Source organism: Methanolobus profundi, assembly GCF_900114835.1.
Classification (GTDB): domain Archaea; phylum Halobacteriota; class Methanosarcinia; order Methanosarcinales; family Methanosarcinaceae; genus Methanolobus; species Methanolobus profundi.
Genome location: NZ_FOUJ01000001.1, coordinates 1 through 16,675 on the forward strand (window position 1 = coordinate 1; position 16,675 = coordinate 16,675).

At 43.5% G+C, this 16,675-nt stretch carries 18 protein-coding genes and 1 rRNA gene; 6 read left to right on the forward strand and 13 right to left on the reverse strand.

All coding sequences use genetic code 11. The features are described from left to right. The first annotated feature begins 15 nt into the window (after positions 1–15). Positions 16–137: ribosomal RNA gene (rrf, locus tag BM008_RS00005) — 5S ribosomal RNA — on the forward strand. A 335-nt stretch (positions 138–472) separates the two neighbouring features. On the opposite strand, the gene BM008_RS00010 is transcribed toward rrf, so the two are convergent. Beyond that, entirely contained in the window at positions 473–1,915 is a 1,443-nt protein-coding gene (locus tag BM008_RS00010; protein WP_091934004.1) for a dicarboxylate/amino acid:cation symporter, read from the reverse strand. Positions 1,916–1,983: 68 nt separating this feature from the next. Then, a complete protein-coding gene (locus BM008_RS00015) occupies positions 1,984–2,502 on the reverse strand; it encodes a LabA-like NYN domain-containing protein (protein WP_091931456.1) in 519 nt (172 codons plus the stop codon). A 143-nt stretch (positions 2,503–2,645) separates the two neighbouring features. Here BM008_RS00015 and BM008_RS00020 point away from each other — a divergent pair, with 143 nt between their 5' ends. Together BM008_RS00020 and pspAA are read left to right on the forward strand one after the other, a co-directional pair. After that, positions 2,646–3,344 carry a PspA/IM30 family protein gene (locus BM008_RS00020; RefSeq protein ID WP_091931459.1) on the forward strand — a complete coding sequence of 233 codons (699 nt, stop codon included), beginning with the start codon at positions 2,646–2,648 and terminating at the stop codon, positions 3,342–3,344. After that, entirely contained in the window at positions 3,341–3,619 is a 279-nt protein-coding gene (gene pspAA / locus BM008_RS00025) for a PspA-associated protein PspAA (RefSeq protein WP_091931462.1), read from the forward strand. The genes BM008_RS00020 and pspAA overlap by 4 nt, the downstream gene beginning before the upstream one ends. A 32-nt stretch (positions 3,620–3,651) precedes the next feature. Here pspAA and pspAB read toward each other — a convergent pair whose 3' ends face one another. Genes pspAB through BM008_RS00040 form a run of 3 tightly spaced genes read right to left on the reverse strand, consistent with a single transcriptional unit; the run spans position 3,652 to position 5,931 of the window. Beyond that, complete coding sequence (gene pspAB / locus BM008_RS00030) at positions 3,652–4,224, reverse strand: PspA-associated protein PspAB (RefSeq protein ID WP_091931465.1); 573 nt, start codon at positions 4,222–4,224, stop codon at positions 3,652–3,654. After that, positions 4,224–5,108, reverse strand: coding sequence for a zinc metalloprotease HtpX (htpX, locus tag BM008_RS00035; RefSeq protein ID WP_091931467.1), 885 nt, complete (start codon positions 5,106–5,108; stop codon positions 4,224–4,226). The genes pspAB and htpX overlap by 1 nt, the downstream gene beginning before the upstream one ends. Before the next feature lie 49 nt (positions 5,109–5,157). After that, positions 5,158–5,931, reverse strand: coding sequence for a GTPase (locus tag BM008_RS00040; RefSeq protein ID WP_091931470.1), 774 nt, complete (start codon positions 5,929–5,931; stop codon positions 5,158–5,160). 159 nt (positions 5,932–6,090) lie between these two features. Here BM008_RS00040 and BM008_RS00045 point away from each other — a divergent pair, with 159 nt between their 5' ends. Next, positions 6,091–6,909 carry a nitroreductase family protein gene (locus tag BM008_RS00045; protein WP_091931473.1) on the forward strand — a complete coding sequence of 273 codons (819 nt, stop codon included), beginning with the start codon at positions 6,091–6,093 and terminating at the stop codon, positions 6,907–6,909. 270 nt (positions 6,910–7,179) lie between these two features. After that, positions 7,180–9,015 (forward strand): PAS domain S-box protein, encoded by a 1,836-nt coding sequence (locus tag BM008_RS00050; RefSeq protein WP_091931475.1) that lies wholly within the window; start codon positions 7,180–7,182, stop codon positions 9,013–9,015. Positions 9,016–9,018: 3 nt separating this feature from the next. On the opposite strand, the gene BM008_RS00055 is transcribed toward BM008_RS00050, so the two are convergent. The 3 genes from BM008_RS00055 to BM008_RS00065 all read right to left on the reverse strand — a co-directional run bounded on the left by BM008_RS00055 (position 9,019) and on the right by BM008_RS00065 (position 11,368). Next, on the reverse strand, positions 9,019–9,462 hold the full coding sequence (locus BM008_RS00055; RefSeq protein ID WP_245747788.1) for a nucleoside deaminase: 444 nt from the start codon (positions 9,460–9,462) through the stop codon (positions 9,019–9,021). 141 nt (positions 9,463–9,603) lie between these two features. Beyond that, positions 9,604–9,921, reverse strand: coding sequence for a cobalamin B12-binding domain-containing protein (locus tag BM008_RS00060; RefSeq protein ID WP_091931478.1), 318 nt, complete (start codon positions 9,919–9,921; stop codon positions 9,604–9,606). A gap of 217 nt (positions 9,922–10,138) precedes the next feature. Then, positions 10,139–11,368, reverse strand: a complete 1,230-nt coding sequence (locus BM008_RS00065; RefSeq protein WP_091931481.1) for a peptidase U32 family protein — start codon at positions 11,366–11,368, stop codon at positions 10,139–10,141. 221 nt (positions 11,369–11,589) lie between these two features. Between BM008_RS00065 and BM008_RS00070 the strand changes: the two genes are divergently transcribed. Then, positions 11,590–11,826 (forward strand): FeoA family protein, encoded by a 237-nt coding sequence (locus BM008_RS00070; protein WP_091931483.1) that lies wholly within the window; start codon positions 11,590–11,592, stop codon positions 11,824–11,826. Positions 11,827–11,929: 103 nt separating this feature from the next. Here BM008_RS00070 and BM008_RS15080 read toward each other — a convergent pair whose 3' ends face one another. The 5 genes from BM008_RS15080 to hemL form a co-directional block, all read right to left on the reverse strand. Beyond that, positions 11,930–12,586, reverse strand: a complete 657-nt coding sequence (locus BM008_RS15080; RefSeq protein ID WP_245747790.1) for a PEF-CTERM sorting domain-containing protein — start codon at positions 12,584–12,586, stop codon at positions 11,930–11,932. A gap of 185 nt (positions 12,587–12,771) precedes the next feature. Further along, on the reverse strand, positions 12,772–13,551 hold the full coding sequence (locus BM008_RS00080) for a dihydroorotate dehydrogenase electron transfer subunit (protein WP_091931488.1): 780 nt from the start codon (positions 13,549–13,551) through the stop codon (positions 12,772–12,774). Continuing rightward, on the reverse strand, positions 13,551–14,453 hold the full coding sequence (locus BM008_RS00085) for a dihydroorotate dehydrogenase (protein ID WP_091931490.1): 903 nt from the start codon (positions 14,451–14,453) through the stop codon (positions 13,551–13,553). The genes BM008_RS00080 and BM008_RS00085 overlap by 1 nt, the downstream gene beginning before the upstream one ends. Continuing rightward, positions 14,446–15,393 (reverse strand): hydroxymethylbilane synthase, encoded by a 948-nt coding sequence (gene hemC, locus BM008_RS00090; protein WP_091931493.1) that lies wholly within the window; start codon positions 15,391–15,393, stop codon positions 14,446–14,448. The genes BM008_RS00085 and hemC overlap by 8 nt, the downstream gene beginning before the upstream one ends. 13 nt (positions 15,394–15,406) lie before the next feature. Beyond that, complete coding sequence (hemL, locus tag BM008_RS00095; RefSeq protein ID WP_091931496.1) at positions 15,407–16,672, reverse strand: glutamate-1-semialdehyde 2,1-aminomutase; 1,266 nt, start codon at positions 16,670–16,672, stop codon at positions 15,407–15,409. Between the last annotated feature and the right edge of the window lie 3 nt (positions 16,673–16,675).

The window sequence follows — 16,675 nt, forward strand, 5'->3', positions numbered from 1 at the left end:
ATTCATTTGAGTGAGTTTGGCGGCCATAGCGGCAGGGCAATTCCTGTACCCATACCGAACACAGAAGATAAGCCTGCCAGCGTTCCTTACTGTACTGAAGTACGAGAGTCTTCGGGAACTCTGGATCGCTGCCATCTCACTCATTTAACCTTATCTACTCTTTTTCTGAATTACAACTTTTAATATCAAGAGCTTTGAGTTTGTTTTTGTGTTTTCAACTTAATATTAACTCTTATAGCTCAGGTTTTGTTCTATTCAGTATGCATGCATTTCATGGTATGTAATCATCCATATGTACAGACAATATCATTAGAATAGAGGGTATTGCAGGGTTGGCATTCATATCGAAGTCTACCTTCTGTAGAGCATTGCTTTACCAATAATAAGCATATTTTCATCATTATTGTAATAAAAGAAGGAAATGTTCCCGCGCAAAGCGCGGTACATATCCTTAAAATATAAACTAAGGCAATCACTGTTCTTCTACTTGAGTAACGATCACATCTTCACCATGGACTCTTCTATGTGCTTCACGATTTGCAACTTCAATGAACTCTTCATTTGCAGTCTTTTTACCGCTGACCCATTTATCCATAATCACACATGTTACAAGGTCACCTGTCACATTTACAGCAGTACGGCTCATATCCAGTATCCTGTCAACTCCGATAATAAGTGCGATACCGGCAGTGGGTATACCAACACTGTTCAATATCATTGCAAGGATCACAATACCTACTCCTGGTGTTGATGGTGTACCTATGGAAGCTCCCACCACAGTGATCATGATAAGTACCAGTTCGCCGAAACCAAGGTCTATTCCAAATGCCTGTGCAAGGAAGACGGCTGCTATGCTCTGGTAGAGTGCTGTACCGTTCATGTTAATAGTAGCGCCAAGTGGAATAACGAACTGCGATATAGAAGGCCTTACATTCATGTTCTCTTCAGCTGTTTTGATGGACAATGGCATAACTGCAGCAGAGCTTGATGTAGAGAATGCAAGCAGTAATACATCTTTTATCGTTCTCAGGAATTCGATGGGGTTCTTTTTCGTAACTACCAGGATTATTAACATGTAGACAAAGAGCATTACTAATAATCCTAGAAGGACCGTGCCTACGTAGACCAACATTCCGGCAAGCGCATCGATACCGAGGTTCAGTGTGAACTTGCTGATAAGTCCAAATACCGCTATAGGTGCAAGTAACATGCTCCATCTGACCACTGTCATGCTCACTTCCTGTAATGATCCTAAAAGTTCCAGCAAGGGCTTTGATTGGGTTGGTGCCATAGAAACAAGAGCAACACCTATTATTATTGAGAAAATAACGACCTGTAACATTTGTCCTGTAGCAAGTGCACCTAATGGATTGGTTGGAAGTATCGTAGTGATCATGCCGGGAAGCTCGGATACTTCAGGAGTGGCGATAGTACTGTCATCTACCTGTGCTGCATCAGAGCTCATTGTGTTCTGGACAAGTTCGCTACTGATATAGGTCCCAGGGTTTATCGTCAATGCAAGTGTCAGTCCAATGAGTATGGCAAGTGCGGTCGTAATGAGGAAATATCCAACGGTACGAACACCTATCCTCTTCAGTTGTTCCATATCCTCGCCGGCAGCAATACCTCTGATAATGGATGCAAATACAAGAGGCACTACTATCATCTGTAGAAGTGCGAGGAAAACATATCCCGGAAGTGCCAGCCATTCACCAATGGTATATGACATATCCGGATCAATGAAGCCAGAAGAGGGTCCAAGAACAAGTCCGGTTACAATACCCAATAACATTCCTATTAGGATCTTCAGCCATAGGCGGCCTTTTACAAGTTCCTGAAGATGGTAATTAAGGTGTTTTAACGAACGCGGATGTATTAGGGTAAGAGGTTCCGGTAATTTATACCTGCTTGACATACCCATAAGTTATTTTTAATCATTTATGGGTTTATGGTTCTTCCAAGAAACTAAAAATGCTTATTGAACTATTTTCTGCGTAATATGCTCTCATCTATAGGGTAATATTCAGTAGCAGACCCAATAAGCTCTGCTGCCGTGTTCCTTTCGAACGAGTGAACTTCCACCCGGACGCCGCATGCTTTCAGGTGGTTCACAAGAGCTGTGAAATCTCCGTCACCACTGACAAGTACAACTGTATCTACCTTTTCCGATATCGCGATCGCATCAATGGCGATCCCCATATCCCAGTCACCTTTGGTAGATCCATCCGGTCTTATCTTGAGCTGTTTGGACCTGACCTCCCATCCGAAGTTCCTTAAATGATATTTGAACCCGGACTGGTCTATCTCTTCGGTCTCCACAAGGTAAGCGATAGCTCTTACAAGTTGTCTTCTTTTTAGTACGGTAGCAAGTAATTTCTCGTAATCCACACGACTATCAGAATAGATGTTCTTAGCAGAGTAGAACATGTTCTGGACATCCGCAAAAACAGCTATTCTCTGACTCTCGAATATATTATGCTCGTTATTGTGTGAATTGACCATGTTCCTTGTCTCCGTAGTATTGCTTTAATAAAAATGATATCATGTCCTCTTCCTATTTATCTGGACCTGCTCGTTTCGGGCGGGCAGACATTTATGCAAGTTTGCACTTTATATGTTTATTTAATATCATCAGGAGGAATAACATGGGTTTATTCAATAGGATGGGAACAGTAGTCAAGTCAAAAATGAACAAACTGATGGATCGTATGGAAGATCCCCGCGAGACACTGGATTACTCTTATGAAAAACAGCTTGAAATGCTTCAGGATGTAAAAAGAGGGGTTGCAGAGGTTGCTACATCCAAGAAGAGACTTCAGTTACAGCGCTCCAAATTATCACAGAGTATCGAGAAACTTGATTCACAGGCAAGGGAAGCTATCTCTGTCGACAGGGAGGACCTGGCACGTCTGGCACTTGAAAGGAAGAGTGGTCTCTCAGTCCAGATACAGGGCCTTGACCAGCAGATAGCTGATCTTGAGAAGGAACAGGAGAAACTTGTTGCAGCCGAGAAACGCCTGTCTACAAAGGTAGAGGTTTTCAGGACCAAGAAGGAGACCATCAAGGCCCAGTATTCTGCAGCCGAGGCACAGGTCAAGATCAACGAATCAGTTTCCGGTATCAGTGAAGAGATGGCAGATGTAGGTATGGCAATAGAAAGGGCTGAGAACAAGACCGATCAGATGAAAGCCCGTGCATCAGCACTCGATGAGCTTATCGAGGTAGGTACACTTGATGATCTCACCAGCAGTGGTGACGATATCGACAGGGAACTTGCAAAGATAAGTTCGGAGTCCAGTGTCGACCTTGAACTTGAGAAACTCAGAAAGGAGGCAGGCAAATGATTATAAGGATAGTGGGCGAAGGTCAATATGAAGTGCCAAGTGCCCTTTTTGATGAATTGAACGTAATTGATAACAGGATAGTTGACCTCGTCTCTAAGGGTGATGAAGAGGGTTACAAAATTGAGCTAGCCGGTCTCATCGAGAAGATAAAGATGAGTGGTAAGCAGCTTGATGATGCAGACATCGTAGAATCGGACATAATCGTTCCACCTGAGGACCTAACATTCGAGGAAGCAAAGGATGTCTTTACAGGTGTAGGGATACTTGAAGATTAAAAATAAGATCGGAGCAATTAAATGTTTCTTGCCTAAAAAGGCATGCTCCACAGGGGATACCATTTCCCCACTTCTTTTTCTATAGGAAGCTCTTTTTCCATAAGGGATTTCAATCTTAGTTCAAGTGTATTGTCCCTGTTGTTCTTTCCCTGAGGTGCGAATGGATAGTAACTTCCCTGCTTGAAGTTATATATCCAGTAGACAGGTCCTTTGCTCTCGAACCTGTAAACCGCACATAGTATCTGTTCACCGAACCCTTCTTCCACAAGTGTCTGGGATATCATGTGTATATTGGTCACAAGATCTTCAAAGTCCTTATCTTTGAGTATGACCCATAGAAAATTATACTCATCCTTTTCAATTGAGTACTCTGTGCCTGTTTCTTTGGTGCTGAACGCAAGGAGCTGCTCTATCTCTGCCCTTGCATTCTCATGTTTGGACATATCCATTGACTTGAAACATATGCCTGCAACAGCAGATGGTTTCAGGTTAAGGTTCATTTCAAGGGTTATGACTGCAGTTGAGATGGCAAAAAGCTTATCCATCTTTGCTTTCGGTACCTTGCTTCTTCCAAGCACCGAATCGATCATGTCGAGGAATCCCATCAGAGTTCGATCTCCCTCTGTAAGTCCTCAAGTGCAGCGATCCTCTTTTCCATTGAGGGATGTGTTGATAGCAGGTTCATCATGGAGCCGGATATCGCGGGTATTATGAAAAAGGCATTCATGCCTTCTACCTTACGCAGGTCCTCTGTGGGTACCTTTGCCATGGTGCCGCTGATCTTCCTGAGAGCTGATATAAGATTGGTGGGCTCTCCGGTGATAAGTGCAGAGCCTCTGTCCGCAGCAAATTCCCTGTATCTTGAAAGGGCACGTATAAGCAGGAAACTGATGACCCATACAAGTATGGAAACTATCCATATTGCTATGAGTGCTCCTCCATTTGAATCTCTGCGGTTGCCTCCGAAACCTCCGAAATAGAGGCTGTATCTTACGATGTAGAATGCAAGTGTTGAGATGAAACTTGCAATTGTCAGTATTGCCATATCTCTGTTCTTGACATGGCTTAGCTCGTGTGCGAGTACTGCTTCAAGCTCTCCCTGGTCGAGCCTGTGCATGAGGCCCGTGGTCACAGCGACAACAGCACTCTTAGGTCCTCTTCCGGTTGCGAAGGCATTAGGTACTGAAGTATCTACAATGGCAACTGTTGGCTTTGGCAGACCTGCTATAACACAGAGCCTGGTAATGGTCTCGTGGAGTTTTGGTTCCTCTGCTTCAGAAACTACCCTCGCACCTGTGGTCCAGAGAACAAGTTTGTCGGAGTAGTAGTACTGCGCTCCCATGAATATTGCGACGAAGAGGAGCATGAACATTGCGGAAGTGCCCATGTATGCCAGAAATGCTAGGAATCCTAAATAGACCGCAGCCAGCAGGAACATGGTGAACAACATTCTTCCTTCCAGCCCCAGATCTTTTTTCCATTCTACCATTTAAATACCTCATATTTGAAATTTATACAATGTATTATTGCTTCAGTATTTATAGTTCTTCTTCCAGAAGGGCTCCCTTCTGCCAGTCGTTGATGATCCTAATAGCAGCTCTGGTCTCATCGATAGCCCCTTTCTTCTTCAGGAAATTGCACTGTGTTCCTATCATCTCAAGTATATCGTAGGAATTCTCATCCGTGATCTTTACTTTATAGAATGATTCCAGTATCTCCTTGTTGTCCTCGACCATTCTTTCGATGATCTTCATAGCAACACCTATGGGGTCTTTGAGATGAGTGGAGTCCTTGACACCAAGCAATCCCTGTATGTACTCATCGTGCTCGTCCAGCGGGAACACACCAGGTGTGTCCAGGAAAACGATACGTGACCCTGCATTGACGATCTGCACACCCTTTGTATGTCCGGAGATTGCAGATGTTGAGGCTTTACCTCTTCCTGCAACACCATTGATCACTGATGATTTACCGGTATTTGGGTATCCGATACAACCAACTGTGATATTGCGGCCCTGGATGTCTGCTACTTCCAGTATCTTGTGTCTTAGCATTGTAGTACCGAACCTCTGCTTAGAGGAGACAAAGACCGCCGGAGCTGTCTTGGCCATGCGGGACTTTGCTTTTTCGAGCTTTTCCTTTGATACCAGATCACATTTGTTAAGAACTATAATGAACGGCTTCTTGATACGTTTCAGTTCCCGCTCGATCTCACTGTTCCTTGTATCATCTGGAAAACGTGCATCAACTACTTCTAGAAGGATGTCAGCTTTTTTAATGACGTCCTTCACTATCATTTTTTGACTTGCCATGATAAATTCTCAGTGTCAGAAAAGTGTTATTGAATATCTTAATTCTGTTCCCTCTTACTATTTGAAAGGTTATATTCTCTTTGATACGATGTACTTATGAGTGTTAAAGAATAAATTAAGCATGCTTATATTAGCATATTATGGAGCGTGCTCTATCAAATGGCAACAATATCTATTGACCCTCAATTATGCAGTCATTGCGGGATCTGTACACAAATATGTCCTCTCGGTATCATACTTCCAGGGGGAGAGGATGATATGCCTTTCATGCCGGATCCTATGGATGAGGTATGCGTAAAATGTGGTAACTGTGAAGCTTTTTGTCCTGAAGGGGCGATATCTCCATTATTCAGTACGAAACATTCTATTGTATCCGATCCACTATCAGATAACATGGATCCTGAGCAACTGGGTGCATATATGCGCGCACGCCGCTCTATACGGAACTACAAAGATGAGGTCGTTGATAAGGGAACTATTGAGGAGATTCTGGATATTGTCCGCTATTCTCCTTCAGGTATCAATATGCAGCCTGTCAACTGGCTCATTGTCCATGAACCTGATGAAGTGCGCAAGATCTCTGCACTTACTATAGACTGGATGCGTGATATCATTGACTCTGATATGGAACATCCAATGAAACCCATGATGTCATCTCTTGTCTCTGCTTATGATATGGGCGCAGACCCTATATGTCGTGGTGCTCCCCATCTTGCAATAGCCTATGGTGCAGGGAATCTGGCATATACGGATTGTGTGATCGCATTATCATGGTTCGAACTCTCAGCACCCTCATTTGGACTTGGTGCCTGTTGGGGAGGTTTCCTCAAGGTTGCAGCAAGTTCCTACCAGCCTCTGATAGATGAACTTGGACTTCCTGAGGGTAATTCTGTACAACATACAATGATGTTCGGTTATCCTGAATATAAGGTCCATAATATTCCAGGCAGGAATCCTGTGAAGATAACCTGGAAATAATTCCAGGACCTGTTTGTTTTATTTTGCGTTGCTACTTTATGCGGGCATTATTTATACTAGTTTATTATATTTCTACTGAATACTCAATTAGAGCATCTCTCAATAAATTTTAGGAATCCTTAAGTAGGATCTAAACACTAACATGGCACCATAAATGGAACTATCTAGTTTCAGTTTCATATATTCCTTGAGCAATGGTCCTAAAAATACAACAATAATGGTCGGTGTGGCTTTATACCTCGATCACAGAATCATCAAAATCGATAAGTTATGACACTATCTGATAAACCCCGGGTCCTTGTAGTAGATGACGAGCCAATGAACATTGAGCTTCTTCAGGCTTATCTGCAAATGGATTATGAAGTCCTCTCAGCACACGATGGATATGAAGCATTGGAAGTAGTTTCCAGAGAGGTTCCTGATATAATACTACTGGATGTTATGATGCCGGGTATCAATGGTTATCAGGTATGCGAGCAGATAAAAAGTTCTGAGAAGACCCGCTTTATCCCTATTGTTCTGGTCACGGCATTATCCGGAAGGGATGATCGTTTGAAAGGTATTGAGGCAAATGCCGATGATTTTCTGACCAAACCTGTTGACAGGCTTGAACTTAAAATGAGGGTAAAGTCCCTGCTCCGTATAAAGGACCTTCAGGATAATCTTGTAACAGAGCGCGACCAGATACAGAATTATCTGGATGTGGCAGCAGTAATGATGCTGGCTATTGATAATAATGGCATTATCACTCTCATAAATAAGAGGGGTCTGGATATACTTGGGTATGTGAGGGAAGAAGAAGTCCTGGGCAAAGACCTTTTTACTAATTTTATTCCTTCATCATCAAGGCTGGAGATAGAAGCTCATATATTTTCCACCTTTGACAATGATACGGAAAAGATCAATTATTATGAATGTCCGGTACTAACAAAGCAAAATGAACAGCGTATGGTATCGTGGTATTCGAAGCCTCTCATTGATGAAGATGGTAATGTTATGGGTGTTCTCTGCTCAGGTCAGGATATAACCCAGAGGAAAAAGGCAGAGGAGAAACTAAAAGAGAGGACTCGTGCCATGGAAGCTTCTATCGACGGGATGGCCATTATGGACAAAGATGGTGTTTACTCTTATGTTAACAATGCCCATGCACGTATCTTTGGGTATGGCAGTCCTGATGAGCTCATTGGAAATAAATGGGATGTACTTTATGAGGATGCTGAGGTCGAACGTTTCACCAATGAGATATTACCTGAGTTCCGTTCAAATGGTAAATGGAAAGGTGAACTTGTTGGAAAGAAAAAGGATGGGAACCTTTTCTTCCAGGAAATGTCAATAACTGTTCTTGATGATGGTTTTATCTCTGTGGTAAGGGATATATCCGAGCGTAAGGAAGTTGAAGCAAAACTTAGTAAGTATGCTTCTGAGCTCAAGAGCTCAAATGAACTAAAAGACCTCTTTACTGACATCTTACGTCATGACCTGCTGAATCCCGCAGGTGTTGTCAAAGGATTCACTGACATGCTTCTGTATGAGGAATCCGATGAGAACAAAAAGTACAAGCTCCAGCTGATAGACAATAATGTAACTCGCCTGATAGAGATGATAGAATCAGCTGCTAAATTTGCAAGGCTTGAGGACATCGATGAACTTGAGTTCAGGTCGAGCGATCTTACTGGTATCGTTCAGAACGTAGTAGAGGAGTTCGGACCGCAGCTCAAAAAGAAGGGAATTACTCTGGATATGAGGGTGGACCATCCATGTCCTGCAATTATCAATCCACTTATTGATGGCGTTTTTGTGAACTTTATCTCTAATGCCATAAAATATGGTCCTGCTGATAGTATCGTGGTAGTTGATGTGCAGGATATGGGGGACAAATGGAAGGTGATGGTGTCTGATTCCGGTGATGGTATCCCTGATAAGGATAAGGAACTGGTCTTTGACCGTTTTAACCGCCTGACCTCCAAGAAAAAAGCTGTGAAGGGTTCAGGTCTTGGTCTGGCCATTGCGAAGAGGATAATCGAACTTCATGGTGGAAATATAGGTGTCGAGGACAATCCTGCAGGAAAAGGAAGTGTTTTCTGGGCCACTGTAAAAAAGACATGAGGTTTATTTGCCTATATCCTCGTACCATATCTCAGGTTTTTCCTGAATGAAATCTCTCATAATGGTCTTGCATTCCTCTATGTCAAGATCGATCACTTCTACTCCGTGTTCTTTCATGAAGTCTGCCGCACCATCGAAGGTATCAGATTCACCAGCGATCACTTTTTTTATGCCGAACTGTACTATAGCTCCTGCACAGAGATAACAGGGCATCAGTGTGGAATATATGGTAGTATCATTGTATTTGCCGATCCTTCCTGCACTACGGATACAATCGATCTCAGCATGTGCAAGGGGATCATCATGCTGGACCCTTCTGTTATGTCCTCTTCCAATGATCTCTCCATCCTTCACAAGGACCGAGCCGATCGGTATGCCATCTTCTTCCAGTCCTTTCTTTGCTTCCTCGATAGCTGCTTGCATGAACCTGTCCATATTATTCCTCATTGTATTACCTGATGAACTGACTATATTATATGTCTATTATAATATATTGCTCGGTCTGCTTGCAGTAGCATGACTGTTATAAGGGTCAAAGAAAAACAGAAATTATAATTGTATGCTTGCGCATACTTTTGTTGATACTGATCAGAGTGTCAGCATAAGATTTCCAAAAAAGCAACTATCCTCATGTGCACTTATTGCAGCAGGCTTTAGTATGGAGATGCCTTTGTTCATTGTTTTTGATGCAGTGAGTATGTCCATAAGTGATAATTTTCCCTCTTCGAACCTGTCTCCTATGGTCTTCATGCCTTCAATGAAACCTTCTTCGATCACATCTACGGGATCGATCCCTGATCTGATGGTCTCCATTGCTGCATTTGTTGCTTCGGCATCATTGAAGTTTATCACTGAGTTCTTAGCTTTGTTGATAAGCTCCTTCTTTGTAGAATCATTATCGTTCATGATCTCATCATATCCTCATGCATTTTCTTCTAAGTGCGTAGTTTTGCCTTCAGGATGCTTTCACATCCAGTGTCCACTACCTTGTTTTCTGATATGAACTTAATCTACCGAAAATATATTTCAGTCAGTAAAATATATAGGTGCTATATTTTTTTGACATCTATAGAGCAATACAAAAAAGTGTGATGTTGAAAGGGCATAGTGCCAGATGATGGTACTATTGTCGGGCTATGTCCTTGTTTATCCTGAAGACACGATCGTTCTTACGAACGACATCATCAACAGCAAGTCCGATCTCATTTCCTCTTTCTATGGAATCTACCTTTTCCCCTTCATGGAGGATGGAATCGACTTCCTGTTCCAGATATGTGGTATTACCTTCAATGATGATCGTATCGCCTGTTTCCAGTCCCTGTTCCAGTAATTTGACCGCAGCAGCAGCTTTCTTGGGATAGTAATTTGTGACAACACCTACGGCTTCACGCTTTACAGGTGATGCATTCATGTCAAAGTCATATGCAAGGCTGTCCGGTCCTGGATATCCAAAATAGAAACCGGTTGAAAATCCCCTGTTGTATTCAAGTGCCATTCTTTCTTTAAGTGGTGTGACCTTGCTCTTTTCATATTTACCTTCTTTGAAAAGGTCCAGAGCATTGCGGTAGTATTCTGATATTGTGGCTGTATACCCTGGATTACGTAATCTTCCTTCCACTTTGAACGCATCGACGCCTGCATCCACAAGTTCAGGTATGTGTTCTATCATGCAGAGATCCTTTGCGCTCATCAGGTATTTTCCTTCGATATCAACGATGGCTCCATTATCTGAATGCAGGGACCATTCCCATCGGCATGGCTGGCTACATTCTCCGCAGTTCCCTGATTTTCCAAGTAAATATGCTGAAAGGTAACATCTTCCGGAGATGGCCTGGCACATTGCTCCGTGTACGAACACCTCAAGCTCGATCTCAGTATCTTCGCTTATCTCTTTTATCTGCGCAAGGCTGAGCTCCCTTGCAAGTACTACTCTGCTTGCTCCCAGTGACCTGTAGAACTCTGCTGTGACCTGGTTCGATACATTTGCCTGGGTGGAGATATGTACTCGCAGATCCTTGTCTGCTGCTTTTATGATCGTGGCAGGGTCCCATGCGATGATGGCATCCACATTTGCAGATGCAGCGCATTCAAGTACTTCATCCAGTTCATTCAGGTTATCCGGATATATTACTGAATTCACAGCAAGGTATCCGTTCATTCCGTTATTGTGTATCTCTTCAACGAAGTCTGCAAGGTTCTCGGTGCTGATCTCCTGTGCTCTGGATCTGAGGCTGAGCCTGTCAACTGAGAAATAGACCGCATCTGCATTTTCTCTGCATGCTTTCAGGGCTGCCAGGTTCCTTACACCCATCACAAGTTCCGGTATTTTGACTTCGTTCTTATCAAGGGACATTGCTGTATGGATTCAAATTAAGATTTAAATTACTTGTGTTGAAAGGACAAGTAAAATTGTTCAAAGAACAACTTTTGTTCGAATCCGGGAACATATATATACCATTAAACACTATATTGCAGTATCGAGCAAGATTAGGGTTGCCTAATATTGCGAGGGAATAAAAGAACAATAGCATTCGCCTGAATGTTGCTTTCTGTAAAAAACGATAGAGGTAAAAAATGGCTCCGATCATACCACTTGTAATGATGCCGGAAGGTAAGGACAGCAAGATAATTTCCATCAATGCAGGTAGTTCCTTGCTCAGTCGTCTCAGATCTATGGGTTTTATAGAGAACAGTCTTCTTAAGGTCAAGAAAGGCATCAACGGTTCTCTGATAGTTTCCATCAACGGGTGCGATTACGCACTTGGTATGGGAATGGCCTCTAAGATCATGGTGCAGGAATACTCTGTATAATACTTTTTTAATTATCCTTTTAATTTCTACACTTGCAGTAGCTGCAAGTCTTTATAATAATTGTAATAAAAAAAGTTGAAGCTCAATGAGCTTCGTTTAAAGATCATTCTTCTCTTTTATGGAATATGAATGCAAGCCCTATTATTGCAGCTACTGGTAGTGCAATTGTAGGGAATTCAGGTATCTCCTCAGTTCCTCCATTTTCTCCTGGGTCTTCTGGAAGATCATATCCATATTTGTAGACCGTTACATCGAAGTTATTACAATTTGCATTTTTGATCTTAATAGAATGTCTGACATTTTCAAGACCTGTTATCTTCAATGTCCTGATGGTCTGTTTATCGATGGATTGTGTCAGCTCTACGTTGGAATATGTGTTACCAGACCAGACTTTGTTCCCGTCCACATATACACGTGCGTATCCATCGTTCTTGTCACTTGCAAAAACGATGCAGAATTCAGTTGTTGCATCTTCTGTCTCAATGAGCATAAAGTCGCCATCATTTATTATCGCAAGCCTTCCATCCGGATCGGTCCAGGTGCTACCTGTGATGCTGGTTGAGAAATAGTTCTCAAATCCAGTTATTATTGATGCAGGGTTCCCGTAAACATAGATATCCGGTGTGGTATCCTGCTCTGTGTAGGACACTGTAGCTGCTGAAGCTGGTGCCGGGGCAGGTCCATATCCTGCTGAAGCTGTTCCAATTATCATTGATGCTGCAATTAGCATCAAAACTATCTTCTTTATATCGAATTTCATATTAAACCACCAAGTTTGATACGTGTCTCTCCTATCTCTGGAGCTGTATATATACATTCTGATTTAATTTTGAATGTTATAATGATACTCATCATCATTTGGGTGATCTTGGAAGGTTGCATGAGCTACGCTCATTGTGCAGATATGAGCGATATATGGTGATTCAATAAAAAAAGAAAAAAGATTTAGAATTGCTTCTTGTTGCCGCTTGGTCCCCTCATGTAGTTCCCAAACTCGGAATCAATAAGTTGTAAGCCATTGAAAACAGGTCCGTCCTTGCAGACCCGCAGACCTTTTTTATCCATGCAGCAGGCACCACAAACACCGATCCCACATTTGAAATACCTGTGAAGGCTGAACTCTGTCTTTTCAAGAGCATCCTCTTTCTCAAGCATTCCAAAAATAGCTTTCATCATCATCTCAGGACCACATGTGTATATCCTGTCATAGGCTTTGATGTCTGTCTCTGCAAGGATATCGGTCACAAAACCACATCTGTGTGCTGATCCATCGTCTGTTGTCAGGTGCAGTTCGCCGCATGATGTGAAATGGTCTACAAAGAGCAGTTCATCAGCATTTCTGGCCCCGAGTATGGTGCTCATACAAACACCTGTGGATGATGCGTATTCTGCAAGAAGTGCCAGAGGTACTGTTCCTACTCCTCCTGCGATAAGAAGTATCTTTTCATCCTTGTCCGGTAATGTGAATCCCTTTCCGAAAGGTCCTCTTATTCCGAGGGTATCGCCTTCTTTAAGTGCGAACATCTTTTCAGTTGCATCGCCTACCTTTTGCACAGTGATGGAATTCTTGCTTGACAGTCCCATTGGGATCTCGTCAACTCCTCGTATCCAGACCATGACGAATTGACCGGCAATTGCCTCGTCGAAATTCCTGTCGAACACGAATGTCCTTGTTGAGGGTGTTTCCTCGATAATTTTTGTTATTGTGACATCAATGGGGTACATTATATCCTCTCATGTGCAATTCCGATGATGTCTGATACATCACGGTATCCTTTTTCAGAAACGAACTTCTCGATACCCTGTGCAATTGAGCTGAAAACCTCAAGTCCTTCATAGACTGCAGAGCCTATCTGTACTGCACTGGCGCCAGCCATCATCATTTCGATGGTATCTTCCCATGTGTATATCCCGCCAACTCCTATTATGGGTATATCAAGGGCTGTGAACAGGTCATAGACACATTTCATTGCAACTGGCTTCACTGCATGTCCGGACAATCCACCGAACCTGTTCCCGAGTATTGGGTAGCCGCTGTTGATGTCTATTGCCATACCCTTTACGGTGTTGATGGCTACAACAGCATCGGCACCGCCTCTCTGTGCTGCCTCTCCTATTGAAACAATATCTGTGACATTAGGTGTGAGCTTCACCCACACGGGAATATCCACTGCATCTCTGACCGCGGCTGTTATGCTCTCAACTGCATCGGGATTGCTTCCAACGGATGCTCCATATCCAAGTGCATGAGGACAGCTTACATTCAGTTCGAAAGCATCAGGTTCAGACTCAATGAGTCCCAGTGCCACATCTACGAACTCTTCCTCAGTGCCACCGAATATGCTTGCAATGACTGGTGTGCCTGCTTCTTTCTTTGCGATAGCAAGCTCATTCTTGAAATCAGGGTAAGATGGATTTGGTAATCCCATTGCATTAAGGAATCCGTATCCAAGGTCTATCATGCTCGGATTCTTGTGACCTTCCTTTGGCTCAGGTCCAATGGATTTGGTTACGACAGCTCCTGCTCCTTCCTTTGCGACACGCACAAGGGATGCACCGGTGGTGCCCATTATCCCTGCGGCCAGAATGGTGGGATTCTCAAGCTCAATTCCTGTTATTTTAATCATATTGCCCCTGCACTTCTTCAGCAGTTCCTGCTTTTAACTGGCAGACCGCTCTCTGTACAAGTTCCTTGCCGCCCATTTGTACAAGAGCTTCTGCGAGTATCTTCGCGTTGATCTGGTAGTTCTCCGCAGGGATCACCTCATCTATGAGTACATGTTCTGTACCATCCAGTGCCAGTACTTCACAACGGATGCTTATTTCATTCTTGCTTATGAACTGTGCGAAGGAGCCGATCGGTGCAGTGCACCCTCCTTCTACATCAGCGGTCACGATGCGCTCGATCTCTGTCTCGATCCTGGTCTGCTGGTGATCAAGGTTGGATGTGACCTCTTCTGCCTCGGATCCGGCAGGTGTTACTACTGCTATGGTTCCCTGGTTTGCTGATGGGCAGAAATGTTTAGGGTCAAGGCGCTCAACATCCATTTCCCATCCCATTCTCTGAAGTCCTGCTTCAGCAAGGAGTATACCATCGTAAAGCCCTTCCTCAAGCTTTCTTATTCTGGTATTGATGTTACCTCTGAGGTCCTGTACATGAAGGTCTGGTCTGTATCTGAGTATCTGGGCTCTTCTACGCATGGATGTGGTTCCAAGGACCGATCCTTCCGGAAGCTCATCTATTCTTGAACCATCAACAGTTAGCAGTACATCATATGGTGAGTCACGCTTGAGCACCGCGGATGTTGAGAGTTCTGCAGGACGGACGGTTGGCAGGTCTTTCATAGAATGGACGGATATGTCTATCTCACCATCAAGCATCCTGTCATCCAGTTCTCTTACGAATGCTCCTACACCTGCAACCTCATGCAGGGGTCTGTCTGTAAAAGTGTCACCGGATGTCTTTATTATCTTCCTGGTCGTGCTGACTCCCAGTTCTGACAGAAGACCTTCTATGGTCTCTGTCTGTGCAAGGGCCAGTGCACTTCCGCGGGTTCCTATTATCATGTGAGTTCACCGTTCATTTAAGGTTTGCTTCGTATGCAGAGAGTGTCTTTTCAATATCATCCTCTGTGTGAGCAGTTGAAATGAAGTTTGTCTCGAATTGTGATGGAGGGACGAAAACACCGCTTTCAAGCATCTTGAAGAAGAACTTGATATACCCTTCTTTATCACATTTGAGGACTTCCTGGTAGTTCAGTGGCTTGTCTCCAAAGAATATCTTGAACATTGATGCGATACCAACGACATTATAATCAAGATTCAGGTCAGCAACGATCTCTGTCAACCTGCTTCTCATCATATCTCCGGTTGCGTTGAGCTTCTTGTGGACCTCTTCTTTCTCAAGTACATCCAGTACTGCAAGTCCTGCTGCAACTGATGCCGGACTTCCGCTGAAGGTTCCTGCCTGATAAACGCTTCCGGAAGGTGCGATCATTTCGATTATTTCCTTCTTTCCTCCGAAGACACCGATCGGCATTCCTCCGCCGACTATCTTACCAAGGGTTGTCATATCCGGTGTAACACCGAAGTATTCCTGTGCTCCACCCATTGCAAGTCTGAATCCTGTAATTACTTCGTCGAAGATGAGAACTACGTCATTCTCTTCAGTGACCTTGCGTACCTCTTTAAGATAGTCGCCTTCAGGAAGTACAGGTCCTATGTTACCCATTACAGGTTCCATTATGACCGCGGCCATATCGGTCTGGTTCTTTTCGATGAGCTGAGTAAGTGCTTCTATGTCGTTGAAATGTGTCTGTAATGTGTGTTTTGTAAAGTCCTCTGGGATCCCGAGTGAATCTGGCTTGCCAAGTGTTGTTGCACCTGATCCTGCCTTGACCAGAACTGCATCGTGTGCACCGTGGAATCCACCTTCGATCTTGATGAACTTGTTCTTGCCTGTGAATCCTCTTGCTGCACGGAGTGCGCTCATGGTTGCTTCAGTTCCTGTAGAAACAAATCTGAGCATGTCAATACTTGGGTAAATTGATGCTATCTTTTCAGCAAGGTTGACCTCAAGGTCTGTTGGAGTACCATAGAGCCATCCTTTCTCAAGCTGGGAGATTATTGCCTGCTTGATGATGGGATTTGCGTGTCCCAGTATGTTCGGACCATATGCAAGACAATAATCGATGTAATCATTTCCATCGATATCTCTTATCTTTGAACCATTTGCTGATTCTGTATAGAATGGGTATGGTTTGATAGCTCGTACCGGACTGCTGACCCCGCCTGGAAGGAGGGTCCTTGCTTTGTTGTATAGGTCTCTGGACTTTTCTAATGACATAAG

Excerpts from the sequence above, each read along its gene's own strand:
- BM008_RS00010 (WP_091934004.1), bottom strand. The coding sequence starts at position 1,915 with ATGTCAAGCAGGTATAAATTACCGGAACCTCTTACCCTAATACATCCG.
- BM008_RS00015 (WP_091931456.1), bottom strand. The coding sequence starts at position 2,502 with ATGGTCAATTCACACAATAACGAGCATAATATATTCGAGAGTCAGAGA.
- BM008_RS00020 (WP_091931459.1), top strand. The coding sequence starts at position 2,646 with ATGGGTTTATTCAATAGGATGGGAACAGTAGTCAAGTCAAAAATGAAC.
- pspAA (WP_091931462.1), top strand. The coding sequence starts at position 3,341 with ATGATTATAAGGATAGTGGGCGAAGGTCAATATGAAGTGCCAAGTGCC.
- pspAB (WP_091931465.1), bottom strand. The coding sequence starts at position 4,224 with ATGGGATTCCTCGACATGATCGATTCGGTGCTTGGAAGAAGCAAGGTA.
- htpX (WP_091931467.1), bottom strand. The coding sequence starts at position 5,108 with ATGGTAGAATGGAAAAAAGATCTGGGGCTGGAAGGAAGAATGTTGTTC.
- BM008_RS00040 (WP_091931470.1), bottom strand. The coding sequence starts at position 5,931 with ATGGCAAGTCAAAAAATGATAGTGAAGGACGTCATTAAAAAAGCTGAC.
- BM008_RS00045 (WP_091931473.1), top strand. The coding sequence starts at position 6,091 with ATGGCAACAATATCTATTGACCCTCAATTATGCAGTCATTGCGGGATC.
- BM008_RS00050 (WP_091931475.1), top strand. The coding sequence starts at position 7,180 with ATGACACTATCTGATAAACCCCGGGTCCTTGTAGTAGATGACGAGCCA.
- BM008_RS00055 (WP_245747788.1), bottom strand. The coding sequence starts at position 9,462 with ATGAGGAATAATATGGACAGGTTCATGCAAGCAGCTATCGAGGAAGCA.
- BM008_RS00060 (WP_091931478.1), bottom strand. The coding sequence starts at position 9,921 with ATGAACGATAATGATTCTACAAAGAAGGAGCTTATCAACAAAGCTAAG.
- BM008_RS00065 (WP_091931481.1), bottom strand. The coding sequence starts at position 11,368 with ATGTCCCTTGATAAGAACGAAGTCAAAATACCGGAACTTGTGATGGGT.
- BM008_RS00070 (WP_091931483.1), top strand. The coding sequence starts at position 11,590 with ATGGCTCCGATCATACCACTTGTAATGATGCCGGAAGGTAAGGACAGC.
- BM008_RS15080 (WP_245747790.1), bottom strand. The coding sequence starts at position 12,586 with ATGAAATTCGATATAAAGAAGATAGTTTTGATGCTAATTGCAGCATCA.
- BM008_RS00080 (WP_091931488.1), bottom strand. The coding sequence starts at position 13,551 with ATGTACCCCATTGATGTCACAATAACAAAAATTATCGAGGAAACACCC.
- BM008_RS00085 (WP_091931490.1), bottom strand. The coding sequence starts at position 14,453 with ATGATTAAAATAACAGGAATTGAGCTTGAGAATCCCACCATTCTGGCC.
- hemC (WP_091931493.1), bottom strand. The coding sequence starts at position 15,393 with ATGATAATAGGAACCCGCGGAAGTGCACTGGCCCTTGCACAGACAGAG.
- hemL (WP_091931496.1), bottom strand. The coding sequence starts at position 16,672 with ATGTCATTAGAAAAGTCCAGAGACCTATACAACAAAGCAAGGACCCTC.